Annotated in this window: 17 protein-coding genes; 5 read left to right on the top strand and 12 right to left on the bottom strand. The window is 67.4% G+C overall.

Annotated elements, in window-relative coordinates; all coding sequences use genetic code 11:
• Positions 1 to 66 precede the first annotated feature (66 nt).
• The 7 genes from CV103_RS08025 to CV103_RS07995 all read right to left on the bottom strand — a co-directional run bounded on the left by CV103_RS08025 (position 67) and on the right by CV103_RS07995 (position 14244).
• The gene (locus CV103_RS08025) at positions 67 to 2202 is read right to left on the bottom strand and encodes a sodium-translocating pyrophosphatase (protein ID WP_015459612.1); all 2136 of its coding nucleotides are present in this window, start codon (positions 2200 to 2202) and stop codon (positions 67 to 69) included.
• Positions 2203 to 2464: 262 nt separating this feature from the next.
• Positions 2465 to 4483, bottom strand: coding sequence for a glycoside hydrolase family 97 protein (locus tag CV103_RS08020; protein ID WP_107394584.1), 2019 nt, complete (start codon positions 4481 to 4483; stop codon positions 2465 to 2467).
• Between the two features lie 50 nt (positions 4484 to 4533).
• Positions 4534 to 5574 (bottom strand): cupin-like domain-containing protein, encoded by a 1041-nt coding sequence (locus CV103_RS08015; protein WP_245896728.1) that lies wholly within the window; start codon positions 5572 to 5574, stop codon positions 4534 to 4536.
• Complete coding sequence (locus CV103_RS08010; RefSeq protein ID WP_107394583.1) at positions 5567 to 7069, bottom strand: tryptophan 7-halogenase; 1503 nt, start codon at positions 7067 to 7069, stop codon at positions 5567 to 5569. The genes CV103_RS08015 and CV103_RS08010 overlap by 8 nt, the downstream gene beginning before the upstream one ends.
• Complete coding sequence (locus tag CV103_RS08005) at positions 7066 to 8631, bottom strand: tryptophan halogenase family protein (RefSeq protein ID WP_170112587.1); 1566 nt, start codon at positions 8629 to 8631, stop codon at positions 7066 to 7068. The genes CV103_RS08010 and CV103_RS08005 overlap by 4 nt, the downstream gene beginning before the upstream one ends.
• Before the next feature lie 71 nt (positions 8632 to 8702).
• Positions 8703 to 12164, bottom strand: a complete 3462-nt coding sequence (locus CV103_RS08000; protein WP_107394581.1) for a TonB-dependent receptor — start codon at positions 12162 to 12164, stop codon at positions 8703 to 8705.
• A 559-nt stretch (positions 12165 to 12723) separates the two neighbouring features.
• On the bottom strand, positions 12724 to 14244 hold the full coding sequence (locus CV103_RS07995) for an MFS transporter (protein WP_245896725.1): 1521 nt from the start codon (positions 14242 to 14244) through the stop codon (positions 12724 to 12726).
• 67 nt (positions 14245 to 14311) lie between these two features.
• Between CV103_RS07995 and CV103_RS07990 the strand changes: the two genes are divergently transcribed.
• Positions 14312 to 15325 (top strand): LacI family DNA-binding transcriptional regulator, encoded by a 1014-nt coding sequence (locus CV103_RS07990; protein ID WP_070932899.1) that lies wholly within the window; start codon positions 14312 to 14314, stop codon positions 15323 to 15325.
• A gap of 9 nt (positions 15326 to 15334) precedes the next feature.
• Here CV103_RS07990 and CV103_RS07985 read toward each other — a convergent pair whose 3' ends face one another.
• Positions 15335 to 16180, bottom strand: coding sequence for a shikimate 5-dehydrogenase (locus CV103_RS07985; RefSeq protein WP_107394580.1), 846 nt, complete (start codon positions 16178 to 16180; stop codon positions 15335 to 15337).
• Positions 16181 to 16286: 106 nt separating this feature from the next.
• Here CV103_RS07985 and bla point away from each other — a divergent pair, with 106 nt between their 5' ends.
• Positions 16287 to 17192 (top strand): subclass B3 metallo-beta-lactamase, encoded by a 906-nt coding sequence (bla, locus tag CV103_RS07980; protein ID WP_107394579.1) that lies wholly within the window; start codon positions 16287 to 16289, stop codon positions 17190 to 17192.
• A 1-nt stretch (position 17193) separates the two neighbouring features.
• Here the strand turns inward: bla and CV103_RS07975 are convergent, their stop codons facing one another.
• The 3 genes from CV103_RS07975 to CV103_RS07965 all read right to left on the bottom strand — a co-directional run bounded on the left by CV103_RS07975 (position 17194) and on the right by CV103_RS07965 (position 20732).
• Positions 17194 to 17616, bottom strand: a complete 423-nt coding sequence (locus CV103_RS07975; protein ID WP_084652946.1) for a DUF1489 domain-containing protein — start codon at positions 17614 to 17616, stop codon at positions 17194 to 17196.
• 39 nt (positions 17617 to 17655) lie between these two features.
• On the bottom strand, positions 17656 to 19065 hold the full coding sequence (gene mgtE, locus CV103_RS07970) for a magnesium transporter (RefSeq protein ID WP_107394578.1): 1410 nt from the start codon (positions 19063 to 19065) through the stop codon (positions 17656 to 17658).
• Positions 19066 to 19160: 95 nt separating this feature from the next.
• Positions 19161 to 20732, bottom strand: a complete 1572-nt coding sequence (locus CV103_RS07965) for a DHA2 family efflux MFS transporter permease subunit (RefSeq protein WP_107394577.1) — start codon at positions 20730 to 20732, stop codon at positions 19161 to 19163.
• A 64-nt stretch (positions 20733 to 20796) separates the two neighbouring features.
• Between CV103_RS07965 and CV103_RS07960 the strand changes: the two genes are divergently transcribed.
• The gene (locus tag CV103_RS07960; RefSeq protein WP_015459624.1) at positions 20797 to 21825 is read left to right on the top strand and encodes an LLM class flavin-dependent oxidoreductase; all 1029 of its coding nucleotides are present in this window, start codon (positions 20797 to 20799) and stop codon (positions 21823 to 21825) included.
• A gap of 30 nt (positions 21826 to 21855) precedes the next feature.
• Entirely contained in the window at positions 21856 to 22323 is a 468-nt protein-coding gene (locus tag CV103_RS07955; RefSeq protein WP_107394576.1) for a peptidylprolyl isomerase, read from the top strand.
• 72 nt (positions 22324 to 22395) lie between these two features.
• On the opposite strand, the gene CV103_RS07950 is transcribed toward CV103_RS07955, so the two are convergent.
• Positions 22396 to 23283: a LysR substrate-binding domain-containing protein gene (locus tag CV103_RS07950; RefSeq protein ID WP_211314373.1), complete on the bottom strand. Its 888-nt coding sequence runs from the start codon at positions 23281 to 23283 to the stop codon at positions 22396 to 22398.
• A 354-nt stretch (positions 23284 to 23637) separates the two neighbouring features.
• On the opposite strand from CV103_RS07950, the gene CV103_RS07945 reads away from it, so the two are divergent.
• Positions 23638 to 25959, top strand: a complete 2322-nt coding sequence (locus CV103_RS07945; RefSeq protein ID WP_107394574.1) for a CDC48 family AAA ATPase — start codon at positions 23638 to 23640, stop codon at positions 25957 to 25959.
• Positions 25960 to 26055 lie beyond the last annotated feature (96 nt).

The raw sequence follows: 26055 nt of genomic DNA, 5'->3' as shown, positions 1-26055 counted from the left end.
CCCGCGCCCGGCCGAAAGGAAAGCCCGCCCGGATCGCTCCGGACGGGCCAGCATTCTTCAGGAAATTCAGCCCGCGTGGGCGAGCGCCGCCAGCAGCAGCAGCGCCACGATGTTGGTGATCTTGATCATCGGGTTCACCGCCGGGCCGGCGGTATCCTTATAGGGATCGCCCACCGTGTCGCCGGTCACGGCCGCCTTGTGGGCATCGCTGCCCTTGCCGCCATGATGGCCGTCCTCGATATATTTCTTGGCATTGTCCCACGCGCCGCCGCCCGACGTCATCGAGATGGCGACGAACAGGCCGGACACGATCACGCCGAGCAGCAACGCGCCCAGCGCCGCGAAGCCGTTGGCCTCGCCCGCCACCGCGCGGATGGCGAAGAACACGACGATCGGCGCCAGCACCGGCAGCAGCGAGGGGATGATCATCTCCTTGATCGCGGCCTTGGTGACGAGGTCGACCGTGCGGGCATAATTCGGCCGGCTGGTGCCCGCCATGATCCCCGGATTGTCGCGGAACTGGGCGCGGACTTCCTCTACCACCGATCCGGCGGCGCGGCCCACGGCGGTCATGCCGAAGGCGCCGAACAGATAGGGCAGCAGCGCCCCCAGCAGCAGCCCGACGATGACGTAGGGATTGCCGAGCGAGAAGTTGACGTTCAGTTCCGGGAAGAAGATGCCGAGATCGGTGGTGTAGGCACCGAACAGCACCAGCGCCGCCAGCCCCGCCGAACCGATGGCATAGCCCTTGGTCACGGCCTTGGTCGTGTTGCCCACCGCGTCGAGCGCGTCGGTCTTGACCCGGACGCTATCGTCCAGCCCCGCCATTTCGGCGATGCCGCCGGCATTGTCCGTTACCGGGCCGTAGGCGTCGAGGGCCACGACCATGCCGGCCAGCGCCAGCATGGCGGTGGCGCCGAAGGCGAGGCCGACGATGCCGGCGAGCTGATAGGCCAGCACCACCGCGACGACGATCACCAGCGTCGGCAGCGCCGTCGCCTCCAGGCTGATCGCCAGGCCCTGGATCACGTTGGTGCCGTGGCCGGTTTCCGATGCGCGGGCGATCGATCGCACCGGGCGGAAGTTGGTGCCCGTATAATATTCGGTGATCCACACGATCGCGCCGGTCACGGCAAGGCCCGTCAGCATGCACCAGAACAGGTCCAGCGCCGTGAAGACGATCGGGCTGCCGCTGAAATCGTTGATCGTGAAGGTGGCCGCCATGCCACCATAGCCGGCGAGCGCCCAGTTGGTGACGAACCAGAAGGCCGGCACCGCCAGGATCGCCGACGTCCAGAAGCCCTTGTAGAGCGCGCCCATGATCGACTGGCTCTTGCCCAGCCGCACCATGTAGGTGCCGATGATCGAGGTGATGATGCACACGCCGCCGATCGCCAGCGGCAACGACATCAGCGCGCCCAGTTCGGCGGGCGCTGCGGTGATGAGCAGGGCGATCGAAACCATCGTCACGCCGAGCGTCACGACATAGGTTTCGAACAGGTCGGCCGCCATGCCGGCGCAGTCGCCGACATTGTCGCCGACATTGTCCGCGATCACGGCGGGGTTGCGGGGATCGTCCTCGGGGATGCCGGCCTCGACCTTGCCGACGAGGTCGGCGCCGACGTCCGCCGCCTTGGTGAAGATGCCGCCGCCGAGGCGCGCGAAGATGGAGATCAGCGAGGCGCCGAAGGCCAGCGCCACCAGCGCGTCGATCACCACGCGCTTCTGTTCGGGGATGTCGAGCGACATGCCGCCCGGCCCGGTCAGATACCAGAAGAAGATCGCAATCGCGAGCAGGCCCAGCCCTGCCACGAGCATGCCGGTGACGGCGCCCGCGCGGAAGGCGAGGGTGAGCCCGCCCTGCAGGCTGCCGCGCGCGGCTTCCGCGGTGCGGACATTGGCGCGAACCGAGATGTTCATGCCGATATAGCCGGTGACGCCGGAAAGCACGGCGCCGATGACGAAACCGACCGCCGATATGCGCCCCAGGAAATACAGGACCAGCGCCGCCACCACGACGCCGACGATGGCGATGGTGCGATATTGCCGCCCCAGATAGGCCTGCGCGCCTTCCTGGATGGCGGCAGCGATATCCTGCATCTTCTCATTGCCGGGCGATGCGGCGAGAACCTGTCGACTGGTAAGCAAACCGTATAATATGGCGATGACGCCGCAGGCTATGGCCAGATAGACGATAGGCATCCGATCTCCTTCCCCTGTTGGGGCGCGAAGGTTCGGGCCGGCGTTCTCGTGCGTTCGTGCCGCCCCTTCACGCTGGACGGGCAGAATAGGGGGGGAATCGACTTTGGCAATCCCGTGACGGACAAGGAAAAACGGCTGTCCGCATCATGTCGCCAATTCGAATTATTGGCTGTTCGGCAATGCTCGGAAGGTGCCGGCGCAACAGATCGATATGGCGGCTGGCGGGATGCGGCTCGATCGATGGCGCACCCCGCCTCCCCCTTCAGTTCAGCAGCTTGAAGCGGATCGCGGTGCCGCCGCCCGGCGCGAGGTTGAAGGTCAGCACGTCCTTGCTGGTCACGATCCTGCGTTCGGTGACGAGCGCGGTCGGATTGGTGCGGTAATCGGCATCCGGCCCGTCGCGATAGATCTGCGCCTCGTAACGCTTGCCGGGGGTTAGGAATGTGAGCGGCTGGCCGAGGGTGCGGGCTTCCTCGTCGGTCAGCGCGCCGAGGAACCAGTCCTTGCCGCCGCGCGGCTGGCGGGCGACGACGATATAGTCGCCGATCTCGCCCGCGAGCGTCCTGGACGTCTCCCAGTCGGTCGGCACGTCGCGGATGAACTGGAAGGCATCGGGCCGCGCCTCGTAATTCTCCGGCAGGTCGGCCGCCATCTGCACGGGGCTATATAGCACCACATAGAGGGCAAGCTGGGTGGCCAGCGTGGACTGGACCCGCTCGGTCACCTCCGTCTTGCCGTGGGTGATGTCGAAGATGCCGGGCGTATAATCCATCGGCCCCGCGAGCATGCGGGTGAAGGGCAGGATCACCGTATGCTCGGGCGGATTGGTCGGCGTGCCCCAGGCGTTGAATTCCTGCCCGCGCGCGCCTTCGCGGCTGATCATGTTGGGCCAGGTGCGGCGCAGCCCGGTATCTTTCACCGGCTCGTGCGCGTCGATGGCGATCCGGTGCGCGGCCGCGACCTCCACGGCATGCAGGTGATGGCGGACCATATATTGGCCGGCGAACCACTGCTTGCCGCCATTCTCGTCCAGGATGTCGCCGCTATGCTTCACATAGCCGGTCTTGACGACCGAGACGCCGACATCCTGATAGAGCTTCATCGCGTCCTCAAGCTGGGCCGCGTAATTCACCACCGCCCCGCCGGTTTCATGATGGCCGATCAGCTCGACCCCCTTGGCCTTGCCATAAGCGGTGATCGCCCGGATATCGAAATCGGGATAGGGCTCAGTGAAGCTGAACTGGTCGCCATGCTCGGTCCATTCGCCGTCCCAGCCCTTGTTCCAGCCTTCCACCAGCACCCCGCCGAAACCATATTTGGCGGCGAAATCCATGTAGCGTTCGACATTGACGGTGTTGGCGCCATGCGTGGGGCCGCTGCCCCATGTCGTCTTCTTGAGGTGCATCTCCCACCACACGCCGACATATTTGGTCGGCTTGAACCAGGATATGTCGGCGATGCGGCTGGGCTCGTTCAGGTTGAGCTCGATCCGGCTGTCCGCCAGCGCCCCGGCGCTCTCCCCGATCAGGACGGTGCGCCAGGGGGTGGTGAAGGGGCCGGTCTTGCGGGCCAGCACGCCATCCGGCCAGGGCATCGGCCGCGCGCTGAGCGTGCCCGCGCCATCGCCGGCCAGCAGCATGCTAGGGAAATCGACCAGGGCGGCTTCGTGGAAGGAAAGGTAAAGGCCGTTCTCGCCCTTCATCGTCAGCGGCGTTTCGGCCAGCGTGATGCGGCGGGCGTCGGTCTGCGTGTAGAGATATTCGTCGCGTTCCTGCCCCAGCGCCTCATACCACCATGCCTGATAGGCGCCGACCGTGCGGAACTGGCTATGGTCGGCGGTGACGGACACGGCCTGGCCAGCGGGTATCGCGCCATAATCGTAGCGGAAGCCGATGCCGTCATCGAACAGGCGGAAGGTGACGCCGACGCTGCTGTTGAGCGGGGTATCGCCGGTAAGCGTCACGGCCAGCTCGTTATGATTGTCGCGGATCAGCCGCTGTTCGCCCCAGGGCTGTTCCCACTGCGTGTCCACCGCGGCGCGGCGCGCATTGCCCAGCGCGGTGTAGCGCGCCCGCGGTTCGCCGGCGAAACCGAGGCCGAGCGTGGAAGGGGCCAGCACCGGCACGCCGCGCCGGCTGACTTGGTAGAAGGCCTGGCCCTGATCCACGAACACGCACAGCTCGATCACCTTGCCAGGCGACTGCGCGCATTCGCGGTTGGCCGCCTGTGCTGCGACAGGCAGGCCGAGCGCGGCGATAAGGGCAAGCGGACGGAGGATCATCAGGGCGGATCTCTTTCGTGGGGAGGAAAAGGGGAAGGTTTGGCCGGGCATCATGGCGATCGGGCGAGCGCGGCCAGCAACTGCTGCTTCAGGGCGGCGCGCTGGCCGGGGCGCATCGGGCCAAGGGGGCCGCGCAGATCGGGCGGGATGTGCGCGACGGCATCGTCCTCCGCGCGGAAGACATGGGCGTCGAACATCGCGCGCCAATAGGCCCGCTCGCTGTCGGGCAGCTCCTTGATGGCAAGCAGCGCCGCCTGGAAGATGTCGTTGGGATTCTCGATCCCGGCGGGTGCGCCGCCCCACCAATAGTTCACCATCGCATTATAGGGATCGAGCGAGGTGACGTGGTGCCACCAGTAACGGGGCAGGAACAGCGCGTCGCCGGGATCGAGCCGGGCGACGCGGGCGGCCGCCATCGCCGCGCGGAAACGCGGGAAGCGATCGAGGTCCGGCGCCTCGGGATCGACCAGCGACAAGGGCGGCGGCCGATCGGGCGGGCCGATATAGAGATTGCCGACCTGATCGGGCGGAAAGAGCAGGAAGCGCCGCCGCCCGGCGATGACGCAGGCCAGATTATGGTCGCGGTCATTATGGGTCTGCGACCGGACGGGGCCGCCGATCCACAGCAGGGGCATCACCCCCGGCAGCAGCGGCATCGGGTTGGCTGCCGCGAAAGCTGGCAGATGGCTGGCGAGCGGCAGCATCTGGATCGCCACGAACGGCGCATTGGGCTGGCCGATCAGGCGTTCCATCCGGTCCAGCGTCTCGCCGATCCGGGCCTGGCGCCTGGTGAAGCTGAATTCGCGCATGTCCGGCCCGTAGCCGAACCGTCCGCCGCCGCGCGCCGGGGCCTCCATCACCGGGCCGGGCGCGCCGCGATCCATGGCCTTGAGATAGGCGTTGAGCTGTTGCGGCGATCGCCGGCCGATCGCCGCCGCGGGCCAGGCATCGACGAGGCCCCTGATGACCACGGGCGTTTCCGCCGCGATCAGTGCCGCGATATCCGCCGGGGGCGCGATCGCCGCCACCTCGGGCAGGGCATCGATATCGAATATCGTCGCCATGGGATCGAGGCGCGCCGCTTCAGCCACGGGAGGCCCCGCCGATGCCGTCCAGATACTGGTCGTGCGTGGGCTGGCGCATCACCTGATCGCGCACGAAGCCCAGCATCCGCCGGAAATGTTCCTTCACCGCATCGGCCGCCACGGTATCGACCGCCGGGATATAGCTTTCCGGCACGGTGCCATGGCCGACGAACAGGGCGCGCCAGCTATCGGGGGAGAAGCTTTCATCCTCGCGCGGCGCGACGAGGCCGCGCGCGCGGAAGGTGGCGATATCCTGCGCGAGCTCCGCCGGCAGCGCCGCTTCGCGCGCTGCCGTCCAGAAAGGGGCGTCTCCATAGCGGTTGAGCGCATAATGAGCGGACTGGAAATCGCGCAGCCGGCAGAGGCTCGACCGCATGATCCGGTTATATTCCGCGCGCTCGGCCGCATGATCGGTTCCGGCGGGGAAAAAGGACAGCAGGTGCACCAGCCCGAGCTGGGCGGCGTGCAGATCGACGCCATGGACCGGATCGAAGGTGCAGGCGGCCGCCCCGATCGCCACGCAATTGCCGGCCCACGCGCTTTCGCGGCGTCCGGGCTCCGGCGATCGTATCGCGATGTCGGCGATCGGCATGCCCGCCGCGCGGGCGGCCGCCACCGCCGCTTCCTCGTCGCTGGCGGAAGCGCTGGCATAGGCATGGACGACATGGGTCGCGGCCTGGGTCGGATGGAGTGCCGTCCAGCCGCCTTCGGACACGCGCACCTCGGCATAGATGGGGATCGAGGCGAAGCGCGGGCCGGTGGCGGCGAGAACCCGGTCGACGGGGAAGTGATCGCGCCAGCTTTCCACGCGCACGCCGAGCGCGCGGCCGATCAGCCGGGCGTCGGCGGTGGCGTCGATGAACAATTGGCCTTCGATGCGCCGGCCGCCTTCCAGTTCCACCGCCTTGATCGTGCCTCTGTCGGGATCGAGGGCGATGCCGAGCGCGCTGGTCTCGTGCGCCCGCACGCCATCGCGGATCGCCAGCATCTTCAGGCTGCGGGCATAAGCGAGGGCGGGCAGGTGATAGCCATAGTCCGCGCGGCCATAGCGATCGGTCTCGTCATCCGGGATCATCAGCCGGCCGTGGCGGGCGGCCGATGCGGTGAGCGAGAAATCGTCCAGCGGCACCGCCAGGCCGTGGCGCCGGGCCTTCAGCCAGTAAGCGAAGAATTCGCGATCCTCGATCGGCGCGCCGCACGAGCCATAGGCATGCAGGAAGGCGGGCGCCGCGCCGCTGGTATCGGTGAAGTTCTGGCCGAGCGAGAAGGCGCCGCCCGTGCTCCGCAACAGCGCCTTCTCGTCGATGCGGAGCTGCGCGTGCAGCGCCTCCAGCGGCGGCAGGGTGGCGTGGACGTCGGCGGGGCGGAGCGTGGCCGGCAGCTCGACCGCCTCGACCGCCAGCCCCGCCGGTCGCAACGCATTGCGCAGCACGGCCGCCGCCAGCCACAGCGTGGTGTCGCTGCCGACGATGACGACCGTCTCGATCGGGTGCGCGCTCATGCCGCGCTCTCCATCGGCGGGGCAGGGGGCGACGCCGGGCAGTAGCCGGCGATGAAATCCTCCTGCGCCGTCATCAGCCCGGCATTGGCGGCGATGCGGCTCCTGAGGTCGCGCATCCGCCTTTCCAGTTCTTCCAGGGGAAGATGATCGGCCAGCCGGTTATAGGCGCGGGGCCGCAGCCCCTGGCCGAACAGCACGGAAAGCCAGCTGTCGCGGGAAAAGAGGCCGTAAGCGTAATCGGGCGCGGCGGCGCTGGCCTCGAACAGCTCGATCTTGTGGGTCAGGCTGTCGGGCAGCCGCATGGCGCGGACATGATCCCACAGCGGCTCGCCCTCGCGGCTGTTGGCGGCATAATGCAGCACCAGGAAATCGCGCACCCGATCATATTGGATCTCGAACAGGCGATTGAATTCGGCGATCAGCCGCGGGTCCATGCGATTGCCGAAGCCGGGCGTGGGCATCAGGCTGGCGAGATCGATCACCGCCGCCTGGATCAGGAAGATGCTGGTCGATTCCAGCGGTTCCAGGAAGCCGCTGGCCAGGCCGATGCCGATGCAGTTGCGTTCCCAGGCAAGCGCGCGGCGGCCGGCGGCGAAGCGGAGCAGGCGGGGCTCGGCCAGCGGCTCGCCCTCGATCGCGGCGAGCAGGGTTTCGCGGGCCTGGACCTCGTCGCAGTAACGGCTGGAGAAGACATAGCCGTTGCCCACCCGATGCTGGAGCGGGATGCGCCACGTCCAGCCCGCCCGTTGCGCGGTGGCGCGGGTATAGGGGGTGAGCGCGGTCGTCCGCCGGCACGGCACGGCGAGCGCGCGATCGCAGGGCAGCCACTCGCTCCAGTCCTGCCATGCGACGCCCATGACCCCGCCGAGCAGCAGCGACCGGAAGCCGCTGCAATCGACGAAGATGTCGCCCGCCAGCGTCGCGCCCGATTTCAGGCGCAGCGTCTCGACATGGCCGGATATGGCGTTGTGGCCGACATCGATCACCTGTCCCTCGATCCGGCGCACGCCCCGCGCCGTCGCCCAGCGGCGCAGGAAGGCCGCATAGAGGCCGGCGTCGAAATGATAGGCATAGGCATAAGTGGAGCGGATCGAGTTGCGATCGCCATCGGGGAATTCGAAGGCATCGGCGCGCGCGGCGGCGACGGCGAAGGAATAATCCTGGATCGGGCCGGGATCGAAGCCGGCTTGCGCCGCCCGCACCCAATGATGCTGGAAATCGACGCCCACCCAGGGCTCGCCGAAGGCGCCGAAGGGGTGGATGTAGCGATCGCCCGCCCGGTCCCAGCCGACGAATTCGATGCCGAGCTTGAAGGTGCCCTGGGTTTCGCGCAGGAACTCCGCCTCGTCGATCCCGAGCATGTCGTTGAAGGTCTTGATGTGGGGGAGCGTCGCTTCGCCCACGCCCACCGTCCCGATCTCGTCGGATTCGATCAGGGTGATGTCATAGTCGGTCGCGGGCAGGAGCCGGGCAAGGCCGGCCGCGCACATCCAGCCGGCGGAACCCCCGCCGACGATGACGATCCTCAATCGGGATCTTGCCACCGCTTCATCTGCCTGCATGTGCCGCCCCCGATGTTCGGACCGGAAAAATCGGCGTCGCCGCGGGAGACCTGCGGCGACGCCAGTGGGGATCAGAGCTTGAAGCGGGCGCCGAACTGGAAGCGCCGGTCGACGCGGTTCCAGCCGGCATCGCGATAGACCGCCTTCGCACCCGGCGTGACGATCGAGTCACCGAAGATCTGCTGCTGATAGACCGTCTTGGTATCGAGCAGGTTGGAGGCTTCGACCGAAAGCTCGATGAACTGGTTCACCGAGAAGCGGATGGATCCGTCGAGGAAACCGGCCGACTTCTGGAACACCGGCAGGCCGATGCAGCAATCGAGGTTGTTGGTCAGGAAGCGCGACCGCCAGTTATAGGCGAGACGGAAGCCGACCGGACCCTTTTCATACAGCCCCACCACGTTGAACGAGTGCGTGGAGATGCCCGCCAGGCGATGGGAGTCGATCACCGCGCCGCGGTTGCCGGTCACGTCCAGGCCCGCGCCGAACCCGCCAGTGCCGCCGGCATCGAGCGCGCCCTGGGTCACGAGGTTCGAGTTGTTGATGCCCGACTGGTGGACATAGGTGTAGTTGGCCTGCATGCCGAGGCCGCTCAGCAGGCCGGGCAGGAAATCGAAGAAGGTCTGGTAGGCCGCTTCGACGCCGTAAAGCTCGCCGCCGCCCTTCTGGTTGCGGGGACCGCGCATCAGCACGGTCTGCTTCGATCCGGCGTCGTTGGTGAATTCGCGGCCGAATTCGCCATAGGAGAAGCTGCCATGCAGCTTCTTGTAGAAGGCGCCGACGCTGAGCGCGCTGTTATTGCCCATATAGCGTTCATAGGTGAGGTCGAACTGGTCGGCCCGCACCGGCTTGAGCGCCGCATAGCCCGATTCCGCCCGGAACAGGAAGTTGTAGCCCTTCACATTCTCCGGCGTGTGCGGCGCGTCGGGCGAGGTGTAGACCACATAAGGCGAATCCGGCGCCGTATCGATCACCGGCGTCTGGATCGAAACATAGTTCCGAAGCAGGCCGAAATCGGGGCGCGATATCGCCCGCGACGCCGCGAAGCGGATGAACTGCTTGTCGTCCAGGCCGAAGCGCACGTTCAGGCTGGGCAAGGCGTGCGTATAGGAGGTCTTGAACGTGTTGGGCAGGTTAGACGCATCCGCGAAGGCCAGGATGTCGTCGGTCAGGTAGCAGGCCGGATTCACCACCGAGTTCGGCCCGAGCGGATCGCCGCACGGCGATTCCAGCAATCGGGTGAGATCGGTATTGGTGGGGAAGCCCACCGAACCGGTGCTGGTGATTTCCGTGTGGACCACGCGGACGCCGACATTGCCCTGGACGGTGACGTCGTTGAAGATCGTCTTATCGTCCCCGCCGAACCGCATCATGATGTAGCCGGCGGTGGTCTTTTCCTTCACGTGCATCACTTCCTGCGGCAGGAAGCAGCTATTCTCCGGCAGCCCCGGCCGGTCGCAGATCGGCACCCAGCCCGGCGGGAGGGGCGAATTCGTGGCCGGGCCGCTCACGGCCTCCGGCAGCCCTTGCCGATCCTGCAACGTCTTGCGGTTCATGAAGACGAGGTTGGTGTTGGGGAAGACGTTGCCGTTGTAGAAATCCTTGCCGAGGCCGACCGACTCCCAGATGCCCGATCCATAGCCCTGGAAATCCGGGCGGCCGTTGGCGCAGGCGGTGGGGTAGGGGGCGGGCGACGTGTTGTCGATGTTGAAGCCCGGGCCGTTGCAATTGTAATAAGGGGCCGCGATCGGCGTCCAGTTGAAGGTGGAATAGCGCACCGTCTGGCTGCGATCGGCATAGCGGACGCCGACCTTCAGCGAGTTGATCCAGCTATTGTCGTCGAATTCATATTCGACGTCGCCGCGCAGCGCGGTTTCCTTGGCGTTATTGTCCTCCAGATGGGCCTGGATGAACGGCATCCAGTAATTATGCGGGTTGGCGAGGCCGCCTTCGGCATAATTGACGTTGGAGCCGGGCAGCAGGTTGACCTGCGGCGTGCCGTCCTTGTTCACGCTATATTGCATGTTCGCCATCGATCCGGTGGCGACGAGGATGTCGTAATTGTCGGTCGAGGCGGTGATGCGCTGGACGTCGAAGCTGGCGTGCAGCCGGTCCGTCGGGTCCCATTTGACGTTGAAGGAGAAATCCTTGGTATTTTCCTTATGGTCGAAATTGCGCGCCTCATTTTCCAGATAGAGGCCCTGGCGCTGGGTTTCGCAGTTCGATCCGGCGCCGCAATAATTGACGAAGGGAAGGCCGGGAACCGCGGAGCCGCGATTGATATTGTCCTCGGTGCTGCCGCCCCAGTCGCCGGTGCCGCCGGTCAGCGTGCCGGAGGTGAGCATGCCGTCCGCGCCGAAGATCAGGCTGCCGGTGCCGGGCGCCGGACCCAGGTTGCTGCTCGCGCGCGGGCGGAAGGCGGACGATCCGTAATAGCCGCCTTCGAATTTCGTATGCGCGGCGCGTTCCAGCCAGGCGTTGTGATATTTCGACTGGGTATATTGCGCGGTGGCGCGGAAATTGCCGGTCGGATTCTCATATTGCGCCGCAAGCGCCACGCCGTGGCGGGTGCGATCATAATCGACCTGCGAGAAGCGGACGCCATCGGGAATGAAGGCCCAGTTGTTTCCGCCGAAGGGATTGGCCGTGCAGACGACGTTGCCGTCCGGCCCGATTATGCCGGTCTCGCCATCGGGGGCGAGCGCGCCGGCCGAGCAATAGGTGTCGATCTTGTCCATGATGACGCTTTCGGTGCGCGTCACCACGTGCGAGCGGGCGTAATTGGCCATCAGGCCGAAGCGGCCGGCGTCGGTTTCCTTCGAATAGCTGACGATGCCCGAATATTCGGTGGTCCATTTGTCGGACCGGTCGCCATAATTGCCCTTCAGGTTGCCCGAGACGAGCAGGCCGTCCTGATCGAAGGGCAGGCGGGTGCGGAGGTTGACCGTGCCGGCGATGCCGCCTTCGATCATCTCGGCCGTCTGGTTCTTGTAGACGTCGACGCCGGCCATCAGCTCGGGCGAGACGTCGTTGAAGTTCAGCCCGCGCGAGGCATCGGCGGAGAAGCTGTCGCGGCCGTTGAACTCGGTGCGGACCTGCGGCAGGCCGCGCACGAGGACGCTGGTCGGCTCGCCCGAGGGGTGCGTGCTGTCGTCGCTCGACTGCAGGCGGGAGACGGTGATGCCGGGAACGCGCTGGAGCGCCTCGGACACCGACTTATCCGGGAAGGCGCCGATGTCGGTCGCGGTGATCGAATCGACGACGGTGTCGGCGTTCTTCTTGATGTTCTGCGCGCTGGCGAGGGCGCCGCGCACGCCGACGACGACGATGTCGCTCGGATTTTCCCTGTCCGCGGCTTCCGCGGGCGCGGCATTGGCGGCCTCGGCGGCGGTGATCGCGACGTTGGCGGCGGTGATCTGATCCTCGGCGAATGCCTGCGTCGCTGTGCCGAAGCCGACCAGCGCAAGCACCGTCAGCGATGCGCCGCCTCTCAGAATGGCGCCGCAGGCGCGATTCGAACGCACGTCCCTCATGCTAAACTCCCCTTTTCCCCATCATGCCGTGTCCCCTCGCGGGGCGCGGCGTTGTTCACGCAATCGAAGCCGGGGCGCTGCCGCCCCGCTTTGTCATGCGGGATTCGCGTCGAAAGCCGGTTCCGGCCTGCTGGGCCGTCCCGGATGCTTCCCGATCAATTGGTGGTGGCCGGACCTGGCGCCCGGAGCGGCGATGCCTGACCCCGGCCCGCGTGAGGCGCATGTCATGCGCGATTCCATCGGTCCCCCTCCTCTCCGGCCGGGGCGATCCATGCCGCCGCCGTGCCATCTCCTCGAATCGAATCGGCGCGCAAAGCCGCGTCGATGCTTCGATTTGCGCAACTTTGCGTAAGTTTGCGGAGAGTGCAAGAACTATTTGACCGGTGGAAAATGACGATATGTAGCCATAGGATGATATTAAATTACGGAGTTTGACGGTAAAATGCCGGATATTGGGCTGCCAGCGCTGGATGGCGTTGTTTGTCGGGAGAGAAAAATTGCCGGGCTCTTGTCCTGTCTGTGCAAAATTTGCATAAACGGTTGCGCAGGATGAGGCGGTTCAGCCGTGCTGGCTCGCGGGGCGCGGTATGGCGAGTGCGCACAGGGCCGCCAGCATGAGGCAGCCGGCGGCCAGCGCGATCGCGAATATCGCCTGTCCGCCGAAGCCGTGGCCGACCAGCGGGCCGAGCACTGTGGCGGCGACCAATTGGGGCAGGACGAGGAACATGTTGTGAATGCCCATATAGACGCCGGTCTTGTGCACCGGAACCGCATCGGCAAGCAGCGCATAGGGGATGGAGAGGATCGACGCCCAGGCGCAGCCGATGCCGATGATGGGTATCCACAGCAGGCGCGGATCATCGATCAGCAGGAAGCCCGCCAGCCCGAGCGCGCCGAGGGCGAGGCAGGTCGCATGGGTGATCCGCTTGCCGATGCGCGCGCCGATGCGGGGCAGGGCCAGCGCCATGACGGCCGCGACGCCATTATACCCCGCGAACAGCACGCCCACCCAGTCGGCGCCGGCATTATAGGCGGCGGAGCCCGGATCGGTGGTGCCGTAGTGGCGCGCGGCCACGGCCGGGATGGTGTAGATCCACATGGCGAACAGGCCGAACCAGGTGAAGAATTGCACGATGGCGAGGCGCCGCAGCACATCGGGCATGTGGAGGATGTCCTCCACGATCTCCAGCATGCCGAGCGCGCTATGGCCGCGCCGCCGCCGCCAGACGGTGGCGAGCTGGGCGAGGCCGAACGCCACGGCGATGGCCGCCACGACATAGACTTCCCGTTCGTAGCGCACCCAGGCCGCGACCAGCGCGACGGCGGCGCCCCCCGTCATCCAGAATATGCCGCCCCGGATCAGCGAGGCGGCGCCCTCCGCGCTCGGCACGGTGTGCGGTGGCGGCCCCCACGCATCGGCGGCAAGGCTGGCCGGCGGGCGTTCCGGCGTGGTGAACACGGTCCACGCCACGGCGGCGAGAACAAAGGCGCCGCCGATATAGAAAGCCAGCCGCACCGATTGCGCCAGCATGTGCGGCTCGCCCCGGCTGCTCATGCCGAACCAGTGGGTGAGTATCCATGGCAGGGCGCAGGCGAAGACCGCCCCGGCGCCGATGAAGAACACCTGCATCGCGAAGCCCTGGGCGCGCTGCTCCTCCGGCAGGGTATCCGCCACGAGCGCGCGGAACGGCTCCATCGCGATGTTGACCGAGGCGGTCAGCACCCACAGCATCACGCTGGCCGTCCAGAGCGTCGGCGCGTTGGGCATGGCGAACAGCGCGATCGCTGTCAGGATCGCGCCGCCGAGCAGATAGGGCCGCCGCCGGCCGAGCGGGGTCCAGGTGCGGTCGCTCAGATAGCCGATGATCGGCTGCACCAGCAGCCCGGTGATCGGCGCCGCGATCCACAGGATCGCCAGCTCGTCCACGTCGGCGCCCAGCGTCTGGAAGATGCGGCTGGTGTTGGCGTTCTGGAGCCCCCACACGATCTGCACGCCGAACAGGCCGCAGCACATGTTCCATATCTGCATGAAGGAAAGGCGCGGCCGGATCACCGTGCAGCGGCCGGCATGTCTGTCCATCGCTTGCAAAGGCCCCCCTTTGATGCGCTAAGGTGCTCGCATTCGCCCCACGTTCAGCTTGAGCGCAATGACCAGCAGTAGCAACAGCAATACCACGCTGCAGGATCTGGCGCAGCTTGCCGGGGTATCGATATCCACGGTGTCGCGCGCGCTCAACGATCATCCGCTGATCAGCACGCGCACCAAGCAGCGCATCTGGGCGCTGGCGCGCGAGCATGATTATCCCTTCCGCCCCTATATGCCGGCCGGGCCGATCGGCGCGGAAGGATCGATCGCGATCGTGACGCCGCACATGCGCGGCCGGCCGCTGCCCTTGTCGCACCCCTTCTTCCTGGAACTTCTCGCCAGCATCGGCGAGGCGGCGCGCGCGCGGGATTGCGATTTCACCGTCAGCCACACCGCGCCCGCCAGCTATGAGGATCTCGTCTCCGCCGTCACCACCAGCCGGGCCAGCGGGGTGATCTTCCTCGGCCAGGCGATGCTGCACGATGCGCTCAATCGCCTGGTCGATACCAATGCGCGCTTCGTGGTCTGGGGCGCGCAGATGCCGGGGCAGCGTTATTGCTCGATCGGGTCGGACAATCTGCTGGGCGGCCGCCGGGCGACCGGCCATCTCGCCCGGCTGGGGCGCAAGCGGATCATGTTCCTGGGCGGTGCCGATCCCGAGGCGGTGCAGCGGCGGCGCGGCTATATGGAAGGATTGAAGGAAGCCGGGCTGGAGGCGGACCCCAAGCTGGACGTGCCGGTGGATTTCGAGCTGGAATCGGCGGAGGCGGCCGTCAGCCGGCTGCTCAGGCGCAACGTGGCCTTCGACGGCATCGTCGCGTCGAGCGACCTGATCGCGCTGGGGGCGATCCGCGCGCTGCGTCGCGCCGGTCTCGCCGTGCCGCGCGACGTTTCGGTCGTGGGCTATGACGATATGCTGCTCAGCCGGCTCAGCACGCCCGCGCTGACGACCATCCGCCAGGATACCTATGATGCCGGCCGTCAGCTGGTCTCGCGCATCCTCGATCCGGTTCCGGACAATCTTCCCGGCCGGTTGCAGACCGACCTTATCGTCCGCGAATCCTGCGGGGCGTAAAGGGGGGCGTCAGGCCGCGCGCGCCGCCTCGGCGGCGATGCGGATCTGCCCGGCATCGGGCGTGACGCCGGTATAGAGCACGAACTGCTCCAGCGCCTGGAGGACGGCCACTTCGGCGCCGGTGATGCGCCGCTTGCCCAGCCCTTGCGCCAGCGCGAGGAAGCGGGTTTCCACGGGGAAGGCGACGACATCGAAGGCGATATCGGCGGCGGCGACCATCGCTTCGGGAAAGGGCAGGGCATCCTCGTCGCCGCCGGCCATGCCGATCGGGGTGACGTTGATGAGGAGCGGCGGGGTATCCGCGATGTCGGGAAGGTCGGCCGCCCAGTCATAGCCATATGTGGCCGCCAGCGCCGGCCCGGCATCCGCGTTGCGGGCGACGATCAGGCCGCGTTCGACACCCTCGTCGCGCAGCGCGGCGGCGACCGCCTTGGCCATGCCGCCGCTGCCGCGCAGGATGAAGCGGGTGTCGCGGCCGATGCCGGTCTGGGCGAGGAGGGCGCGAACCGCGCTGTAATCGGTGTTGTAGCCGGTGAGCCGGCCGTCATCGTTCACGATCGTGTTCACGCTGTCGATCGCGCGGGCCGACCCCTCGAGCCCGTCGAGCAGCGGGATGACGGCTTCCTTGAAGGGCATGGAGATGGCGCAGCCGCGGATGCCGAGCGCCCTGATGCCGCCGATCGCGCCGGGAAGATCCTTCGTCGAGAAGGACTTGTAGACATAGTCCAGGCCGAGCTGATCGTAGAGGCTGTTGTGGAAGCGGGAGCCGAAATTGCTGGGCCGGGCGGAGAGCGACATGCACAGGCGCGTGTCGCGGCCGATGGGCGGGCGGGTGGGGTGGCGAAGGGCGGACATGGAGCGTTCCTAGACTGGCCGGGCCGAAATCGCCACGGTCCGGGGTGGCTTTTCGGGACGGGGCCGATATCCCTCTGCCGGAGAGCGGGACAGGCGGGAGGTGCGGGTGAAGGCATGGATGGGCTTGCTGGCGGCGCTGCCGGTGGTCGTGGCGCCTTCGGCATCCGCGGCGGACGATCCGCTGCTGCGGCCGATCGCATCCGATTATGCCGCGCGCTGGCTGCGGCCGCAGGCGCCGGCGCGCATCTTCGGCGACACCTATCTGGTGGGCTTCGCCGGCATGACCGTGGCGCTGGTCCGCACCGAAGCCGGGCTGATCCTGATCGACGGCGCGCTGCCGCAGGGCGTGCCGGCGATCGAGGAGAATATCCGCCGGCTGGGTTTCGACGTGAAGGATGTCAGGCTGATCCTGAGCACGGAGCCGCATTACGACCATGCCGGCGGCCTCGCGGCGCTGGCGCGCGACAGCGGCGCCACGGTGATCGCCAGCGTGCCGGCGGCGGCGCTGTTGCGGCGGGGCGAGAGCGGGCCAGACGATCCGCAGGCGGGCACGCTGGCGGCCTTCCCGCCGGTGGCGAAGCTGCGCGGGGTGCGCGATGGCGAGCGGATCAGGCTGGGCGGCACGACGATCACCGCGCGGGCGACGCCGGGCCACACCGCCGGCAGCATGAGCTGGGCCTGGCGGAGTTGCGAGGGCGCGCGATGCGCCGACATCCTGTTCGGATCGAGCCTGAACCCGGTTTCGGCCGACGGCTATCGCTTTTCCGATCCGGCCCACCGGGCGACGGTTGCCGCCTTCCGCCGCAGCTTCGCCACGGTGCGGGCGATGAAGTGCGACATATTGCTGACGGCGCATCCCGATCATTCGGGCGGTGATGGGAAGATCGCCCGGCTGGCGCAGGGAGCCGAACCCAATCCCTTCATCGATCCGGCGGCCTGCCGGGCCTATGCCGACAAATATGAGGCGGTGCTGGACGCCCGCCTCGCGAAGGAGACGGCGGGCGGGCGCTGATTCAGATCAGGGCCAGCGCCGAAAGCTCGTCCACCATCGCCTTGGGCATGGCGGAAAGATCGGCGTCGTCGCTGTCGAAATCCTCGGGCGCATCCTTGCCGTCGAGGTAGCGCCAGCCCTGATGCGCGCGCTTGGGCCGGGCGCGGACGGGGACGAGGCGGGCATCGACCCGGATGATGCAGCGGCCGCCCTCGGCTTCCTCGAAGCCCAATATCGCCTGCCGCGCGACCAGCCGGTGGGCGATGATCCAGTAGAGCGAGCCGCCGGCCATCTCGGCCGCGCGGGTGGGGCGGTAGCGCGTGCGTATCGCGGCGGTGCCGTCCACCGCGTTCGCGGCGATGCGGTCCTGCAGGATTTCGAGGCTGGAGCAGCCGACGGCAACCTTGGTGAGGTGGAGTGTCACGGGCCTCTTACCTGAACGCATGCCGCCATCCGGCGGCCGGCCTGATGTGGGGAGCGTGCCTCAGCCCGCAAGGCCGGTGGCGGTGGCGAGGCCGAGGAAGGCGAGGAATCCCATCGAATCGGTAATCATCGTGACGAAGATGGAGGAGGATACGGCGGGGTCGACGTCCATCCTGTCGAGCGTGACGGGGACGAGCACGCCGGCAAGGCCGGCGATGACGATGTTGGTCATCATGGCGGCCGCGATCACGGCACCGAGCCCGGCATTGCCGAACACCAGCGCCACGCCGGTGCCGATCACCGCCGCCACGGTGGCCCCGTTCAGCAGCGCGATGCGGATTTCGCGGACGATGGCGCGCACCGTGTTCGATTGGGTGAGCTGGTTCGTGGCCAGCGCGCGCACCGTGACGGCCATCGTCTGCGTGCCGGCATTGCCGCCGACGCCGGCGACGATCGGCATCAGCGTGGCCAGCGCCACCATCTTCGCGATCGTGCCTTCGAAAACCCCGATGATGGTGGATGCGACGAGCGCCGTCAGCAGATTGGCGAGCAGCCAGCGGACGCGGGCCTTGTAGCTGTCCTTCACCGGCTCGTTGATGTCGCCGTCGCCGGCGCCGGAGAGCTTGAGGATATCCTCGCCCGCCTCTTCCTGGATGATGTGGACGATGTCGTCGACCGTGATCATGCCGACCAGGCGCCCGGCCTGATCGACCACGGCGGCCGAGATCAGCGCATATTTCTGGAAGCGGAGCGCCACTTCTTCCTGATCCATGTCCACCGGGATCAGCGTCTGCTCGCGCTTCATCACATCGGCGATGGCGATCGCGCGCGGCGTGCGGAGGATCCAGCTCAGATTGCAGGTGCCGACCGGGTGATGGCGGCCGTCCACCACGAAGATTTCCCAGAAATCGGTGGTGAGATCCTCGTTCGAACGAAGATAGTCGAGGACGTCGCCCACCGTCCAATGTTCTGGCACCGCGATCAGATCGCGCTGCATCAGGCGGCCGGCGGATTCCTCCGGGTAGGACAGCGCTTCCTCGATCGCGGCGCGATCGTCCGGCTCCATCGCGCGCAGCACGGCGCGCTGCTCGTCGTCGTCCAGTTCCTCGATGATGGCGACGGCGTCGTCCGTATCGAGCTGGGTGGCGATTTCCGCCACCTCGTGCGGGGCGAGCGCCTCGATCAGCTCGTCGCGCACCCATTCGTTCATTTCCGACAGCACGTCGCCGTCGAGCCGATCGGCGATGGCGGCGGCGAGCGGGCGGCGCATCTCGCCGGGCACCAGCTCGAACAGGTCGGCGATGTCGGCGGGGTGGAGGGGGGCGACCAGCGCGCGCGCGCCTTCGTCGTCGCCCGCCTCGACATGGGCGATGACGCTGGCGACGAATTCGGGCTTCAGCCGATCGTCCTCGTCGAGATTGGTTTCGGCAACGGGTTCGCCGTGCGCGGGATCGAATTCGGTTTCGCTCATCGGTCCCCACCTTGGCGCGTGCTGGATTCGGGCCGCCTTCTAGGCCGGGGCGCCGCCGATGTCAGCCACCCCGGACGCGATTTTGGGATGGAGGGCTATTCCATCATCGGCGGAGGCGGATCGCCCGCCTTGCGGCCGACGCCGCGCATCAGCACGACGAAGGGCAGCAGCACCGCGACCGCCCAGCCCATCAGCCAGTAATCGTCGATATAGGCGATCATCAGCGCCTGCCGGTTCACCTCCGCATCGACCATGCGGAGAATGTCGTGGCCCTGCTGGCCGAACCGTTCCAGCGTGCCGGGCGTCAGGAAGGGGAGGCTGGAGGCGCTGACATGGGCGGCGAGATCCGAATGGCTGACCTGGGTGTTGCGGGCGAGCAGCGCGGACAGGATCGAGATGGCGATCGACGAGCCCATGTTGCGCGACAGGCTGTAGAGCGCGGCCCCTTCGGTGCGCAGATAGGGGGCGAGCGTGGCGAAGGCGAGCAGGTTCAGCGGCAGGACGAACATGCCGAGGCCGAGGCCCTGGATCAGCGCCGCGAAGATGATCGGCCGCGATCCCATCTCCAGATCGAAGCCGCTCATCATCATCTGCGATACGGCGACGAGGACGAGGCCGATGGCGATCACCACCCGGCCGTCGACATATTTGGTGACGAAGCTGGTGGCGAGCATCGACACCATCATCGCCAGCCCGCGCGGGGCGACGAGGATGCCGGCGCCATAGGCGTCGTAGCCGAGCAGCGTCTGCAGCATCGGCGCGGTGAGCGCGGAGCCGGCGATGCTGACGCCGCTGGCGACGAACATGAACAGGTTGGCGATCAGGAAGTTGCGATCGCGGAACAGGGCGAGCGGGATCAGCGGCCGCGCCGTCGTCGCGCTGTGGATCGCATACATCCACAGCGCCGCGACCGCGAGCGCCGCCTCAATCACGATCTCGCGGGAATCGAACCAGTCGAGATGGGTGCCGCGATCCAGCACGAGCTGGAGGCCGACCAGGAACAGCGAGATCAGGATGAAGCCGGTGATGTCGAGCCGGGTCTTTTCCAGCCGGCTGGAGGACAGCAGCAGCCAGCTTGCGATGGTGGTGACGATGCCGAAGGGCACGTTGATGAAGAACACCCAGCGCCAGTTCCACTGATCGGTGAGCCAGCCGCCCAGCACCGGCCCCATGATCGGCGCGATCATCACGCCCATGCCCCAGATGGTGAGCGCCTGGGCATGCTTTTCGCGGGGATAGCTGTCCAGCATGATCGCCTGGGTGAGCGGGCCGATGAAGGCGCCGAACACGCCCTGGAGCACGCGGGCCGCGACCATGGTTTCGAGCGTGGGGGCCAGCCCGCACGCGGCGGAGGCGAGGGTGAAGCCGACCACCGAGGCCACGAACAGTTCCCGCCGGCCGAAGCGCGATTCCATCCAGCCGGTGACCGGCGTCGCGATGGCGACCGCGATGATGTAGGAGGTGAGCACCCAGGCGATCGATTCCTGCGTGGCGCCCAGCGAAGCCTGCATGTGCGGCAACGCGACGTTGGCGATGGTGGAATCGAGCACCTGCATCAGCGTGCCGGCCATCACCGTGATGGTGATCGCCAGCCGCTTTGCCGGGGAAGGCAGGGCGGGCGAGGCCGGGGCAGGCGGTGCGGAGGCGGACGCGGCGGCCGTGGACATGGATTCGGGCTAGACCCGCCATCCAAGGGTTTCAACCCGCAACGCAATGCCCATATGCAAGGCCATGACCCGAAATTATCGCCTGTCCGTTCTCGACCAGTCCCCCGTCGCCGAAGGGACTACGTCCGCAGACGCGCTCGCCAACACGCTGGACCTGGCGCGAACCGCCGACAGGCTGGGCTATCACCGATATTGGCTGGCGGAGCATCACGCCTCCCCCGGCATTGCCGGCGTCGCGCCCGAGGCGCTGATCGGGCCGGTGGCGCTGGCGACGGCGCGCATCCGCGTGGGATCGGGCGGGATCATGCTGCCGCACTTCTCGCCCTTCAAGATCGCCGAGACCTTCCGCATGCTGGGCGCGCTGGCGCCGGGGCGGATCGACCTTGGCCTCGGCCGCGCGCCGGGGACGGACGGGCGCACGGCCTACGCCCTCCAGCGCGATCGTTCGCGGCGCATCCCCTCGGACGATTTCCCGCAGAACCTGGCGGAGCTGCTCGCCTATCTGGGCGATACCATGCCGGCCGACCATGCCTTCGCCCCGCTGGTGGCGACGCTGCCTTCGGGCACGCAGGGGTCGCCCGATCCGTGGCTTCTGGGATCGTCGATGGATTCGGCGATCTGGGCGGCGGAGACGGGCCTGCCTTATTGCTTCGCCGACTTCATCAACCCCGCGGGCGCCGAGATGGCGGAGCAGTATCGCCGGAACTTCCGGCCCTCGCGCTGGCTGGAACGGCCCTATGTGATGGCGGCGAGCTGGGCGATCGCGGCGCCCACGAGCGAGGAGGCGCAGGCGCTGGCGGCGCCGGCGGCGATGATGTTCGCCCATCTGTTCCGTGGCGAGCTGATCCCGGTGCCGCCAATGGAGAAGGCGCTCGCCTGGCTCGCCGGGAATCCCGATAGCCAGCGGCGCCAGCGGCGCACCCTGCTGGGCACGCCGGCCGAGGTGCGTGGCCTGATCGACGGCGTGGCCGCGGAATATGGCGCGGACGAGATCATGCTCGTCAACATCATGTCCGATCACCCCGCCCGGCGGCGCAGCTACGAGCTGATCGCCGCCGAATATGGGCTGGCGGATGTGGCCGACGCCGCCTAGTTAACCCGCACCTATTTCCAGGAGACCATCATGGCCGATCCCGAAAACACCCTGATCCTGTCCCTCGACAGCGGCGGCGACGTCGTCATCCAGCTCCGCCCCGATCTCGCGCCCGGCCATGTCGAGCGGATCAAGGAGCTGACCCGCGAGGGCTTCTATGACGGCGTGGTCTTCCACCGCGTGATCGACGGCTTCATGGCGCAGGGCGGCGATCCCACGGGCACCGGCATGGGCGGTTCCAAGAAGCCCGGCCTCAAGGCCGAATTCAGCCGCGAGCCGCACGTGCGCGGCGTCGCCTCCATGGCCCGCGCGCAGAACCCGAACAGCGCGAACAGCCAGTTCTTCATCTGCTTCGACGACGCCACCTTCCTCGATGGCCAATATACCGTGTGGGGCGTGGTGACCGAGGGCATGGAATATGTCGACGCGCTCCCCAAGGGCGAGCCGCCGCGCACCCCCGGCAAGATCCTGAAGGCGAAGATCGCGGCCGACGCCTGATCGCCTGACCTTTGACCAGAAGGCGCCCCGCCCGGCCGCTGGCCGGCGGGGCGCCTTTCGTTTCGGGCTGCCTCAATCCCGCGCGATGGCTTCGAACAGCCAGTCGTGGAAGATGCGCACCGGCCGGCGGGACAGGGCCGAGCGCCGGCAGGCGAACCAGTAGCTATACTGGCTGTCCACCACGACATCGCCGAAGATTTCCACCAGGCGCGGATCGTGCGCGTCGTGGAGATGGCTGTCGAGCATGAAGGCCACGCCCAGCCCCTGCGCTGCGGCATCGAGCATCAGGTGCCCGGAATCGAAATGGTCGACGGCGGCCGGCTCCAGATCCGGGCGGCCGATCGCCTCGCGCCAGCTATTGTAGGTTTCGGGCATGTCGCGGTGGAGGAAGATCGTCATCCGCCGCAGATCGTCCGGCGCGCGGATGGCGGAGCGGCCCTCCTGCATCCGCTGGGCGCCGATCGCCACCACCTTGTTGCGATCGAGCCGGCGCGAATAGAGGCCGGGATCGACATCGCGGGCCAGCACGATCGCCGCATCCACCCCCTCGCCGAGACGCGACAGGCCGTGCGCGCCGGTATCGATATCGATGTGCAGTTCCGGGTGGCGGGTGCGGAGTTCCGGCAGGCGCTGCATCAGCCGCTGCGAGGCGAAGAGCGGCAGCACGGCCAGGTGCAGGCGGAGCAGTTCGGCTTCGCCCGTCGTCATCTCGATCGCTTCGGCCAGCGATTCGAGCGCGGGGGCGAGCCGGGCGAGCAGGATTTCCCCATCGGTGTTGAGCAGCATAGCCTGGTGCCGCCGTTCGAAGAGGTTGCGCCCGACGAAGCGCTCCATCGCCTGCACCCGCCGGCTGAGCGCGGGCGACGACAAGGCCAGTTCCTCCGCCGCAGCCTTGACCGAGCCCAGGCGTGCGACCTGCACGAAGGCCTCGACAGCGGTGAGCGGTGGCAATCGGCGCAATCCTGCCTCCAGACAAGCCGGGTTATTGTGCACTGCAATCGGAACATGCACCAGCCGAAAGGCTCTGCATCCGCCAAAAGCACGATTCCTGATTGCACATTTTGCAAGCAGGGGCAATCTTTTCGCACTTGCACAAATTACCGCTGCAATGCACAAGGGACGGGCCTTTCAGGCATCCTCTCCTAAAAACTTTCAAGGCCGGTCCTTCGGGATCGGCCCTTTTTTTGTCCGCGCGAGGCGGGGCCTCCGCCGCGCGGCATCGCGACCTTCCGAATTTTTTGTTGCTGGACCGGATCGAAATCACGCGCCGAGGGCTTATCTGTTTCGTTCGAGCGGACACAGATAGGCAGATCCATGGCTGACGAGGACAATCCCGGCACCCCCGACAACAACCGCAAGCTCCAGGTCGCCAATGCCCGCCCCGACGACAGCGGACGCGGCCTTGCGCGGATGTCCCGCGCGACGCTGGGGGCGCTGGGGCTGGCCGAGGGCGACGTGGTGGAGATCGTGGGCAAGCGCAGCACCGCGGCCCGCGCCGTGCTGCCCTACCCGGAGGATGAGGGGCTGGAGATCCTGCGCCTCGATGGCCTGCAGCGCGTGAATGCGGGCGTCGGATCGGGCGATTTCGTGGAGGTGCGCAAGGCGGAATCGAAGCCGGCGCAGCGCGTGGTGTTCGCGCCCGCGCAGGAGAATCTGAGGTTGCAGGGATCGGGCGAGGCGCTGAAGCGCAGCTTCGGCATGCGGCCGCTGAGCGCGGGCGACATCGTCGCCACCGCCGGCCAGCAGCGGATCGACCAGTCCAACATGCCGCCGCAGCTTCGCCAGATGCTGAACGCGCCCGCCTTCGCGCTTCAGGAGATCCGGCTGGTGGTGGTTTCCACCGTGCCGGCCAAGGGCATCGTCCATATCGACGCCGAGACCGAGGTGGAGCTGCGCGCCGAACATCAGGCCGTGCTGGGCGAGAATCGCCGCGCCGACGTTACCTATGACGATATCGGCGGGCTGGGATCGACGATCGATCAGGTGCGCGAGATGGTGGAGCTGCCGCTGCGCTATCCCGAGCTGTTCCAGCGCCTCGGCGTCGATCCGCCCAAGGGCGTGCTGCTGCACGGCCCGCCCGGAACCGGCAAGACCCGGCTGGCCCGTGCGGTCGCGAACGAAAGCGACGCCAGCTTCTTCCTGATCAACGGGCCGGAGATCATGGGATCGGCCTATGGCGAGAGCGAGAAGCGCCTGCGCGAGATATTCGAGGAGGCGGCCAAATCCTCCCCCTCGATCATCTTCATCGACGAGATCGATTCGATCGCGCCCAAGCGCGGGCAGGTGCAGGGCGAGGCGGAGAAGCGCCTTGTCGCCCAGTTGCTGACGCTGATGGACGGGCTGGAGGCGCGCCAGAACACGGTCATCATCGCGGCCACCAACCGGCCCGAGGCGATCGACGAGGCGCTGCGCCGGCCGGGCCGGTTCGACCGCGAGATCGTGATCGGCGTGCCGGACGAGCGCGGCCGGCGCGAGATATTGGGCATCCACACCCGCGGCATGCCGCTGGGCGATCGCGTCGACCTCGACGAGCTGGCCCGCCAGACCTACGGCTTTGTCGGCGCCGACATGGCGGCGCTGGCGCGCGAGGCGGCGATCGAGGCGGTGCGCCGGATCATGCCGAAGCTCAACCTAGAGGAGCGGACGATCCCGCCCGAGGTGCTCGACACCCTTTCGGTGACGCGCGAGGATTTCCAGGAGGCGATCAAGCGCGTCCAGCCATCGGCCATGCGCGAGGTGATGGTGCAGAAGCCCAATGTCCGCTGGGACGATGTGGGCGGGCTGGACGACGCGCGCGAGCGGCTGCGCGAAGGCGTGGAGATGCCGCTCAAGAACCCGGACGCCTTCCGCCGCATGGGCATCCGCCCGGCCAAGGGCTTCCTGCTCTACGGCCCGCCGGGGACGGGCAAGACGCTGCTGGCCAAGGCGGTGGCGCGCGAGGCGGAGGCGAATTTCATCGCCACCAAATCCAGCGACCTGCTGTCCAAATGGTATGGCGAGAGCGAGCAGCAGATCGCCCGCCTGTTCGCCCGCGCGCGGCAGGTGGCGCCGACCGTGATCTTCATCGACGAGCTGGACAGCCTGGTGCCAGCACGCGGCGGCGGGCTGGGCGAGCCGCAGGTGACGGAGCGCGTGGTGAACACCATCCTTTCCGAGATGGACGGGCTGGAGGAGCTGCAATCCGTGGTGGTGATCGGTGCGACCAACCGGCCCAATCTGATCGATCCCGCCCTGCTGCGGCCGGGCCGGTTCGACGAACTGGTCTATGTCTCCGTGCCCGATGCCGGCGGGCGGCGGCGCATCCTGGACATTCACACCGCCCGGATGCCGCTGGCGGCGGACGTGGACCTCGACGATCTGGCGAAGCGCACCGATCGCTTCACCGGCGCGGACCTCGAGGATCTGGTGCGCCGCGCGGGCCTGTTCGCGCTGCGCGAATCCCTGGACAACAAGGCGGTGACCGCCGCGCATTTCGAGCAGGCGTTGAAGGAGACGCGGGCGACCGTGACGCCCGAGATCGAGCGCGAATATGAACAGATCGCCGCGAAGATCAAACAGGACGCGCTGGCGCTTCAGCCGATCGGCTTCGTCTCGCCGGGCATGCTGAAACCGCGCGGGGAGAAAGGTGACGGCTGAGGAGGCGGGGGAGCGTCCGTCTCCCCCTTCTTTTTGACCCCGCTCCGGTTTCGGCCGGGCGGGGCGCCGTCGTCCGGCCCGCGGTGGCTTTCGGGT

It is taken from the genome of Edaphosphingomonas fennica, from assembly GCF_003034225.1.
In the GTDB taxonomy this organism is placed as follows: domain Bacteria; phylum Pseudomonadota; class Alphaproteobacteria; order Sphingomonadales; family Sphingomonadaceae; genus Sphingomonas_E; species Sphingomonas_E fennica.
Note: the sequence above shows the minus strand (reverse complement) of the source record. Positions and strands in the feature narration are given on the sequence as shown.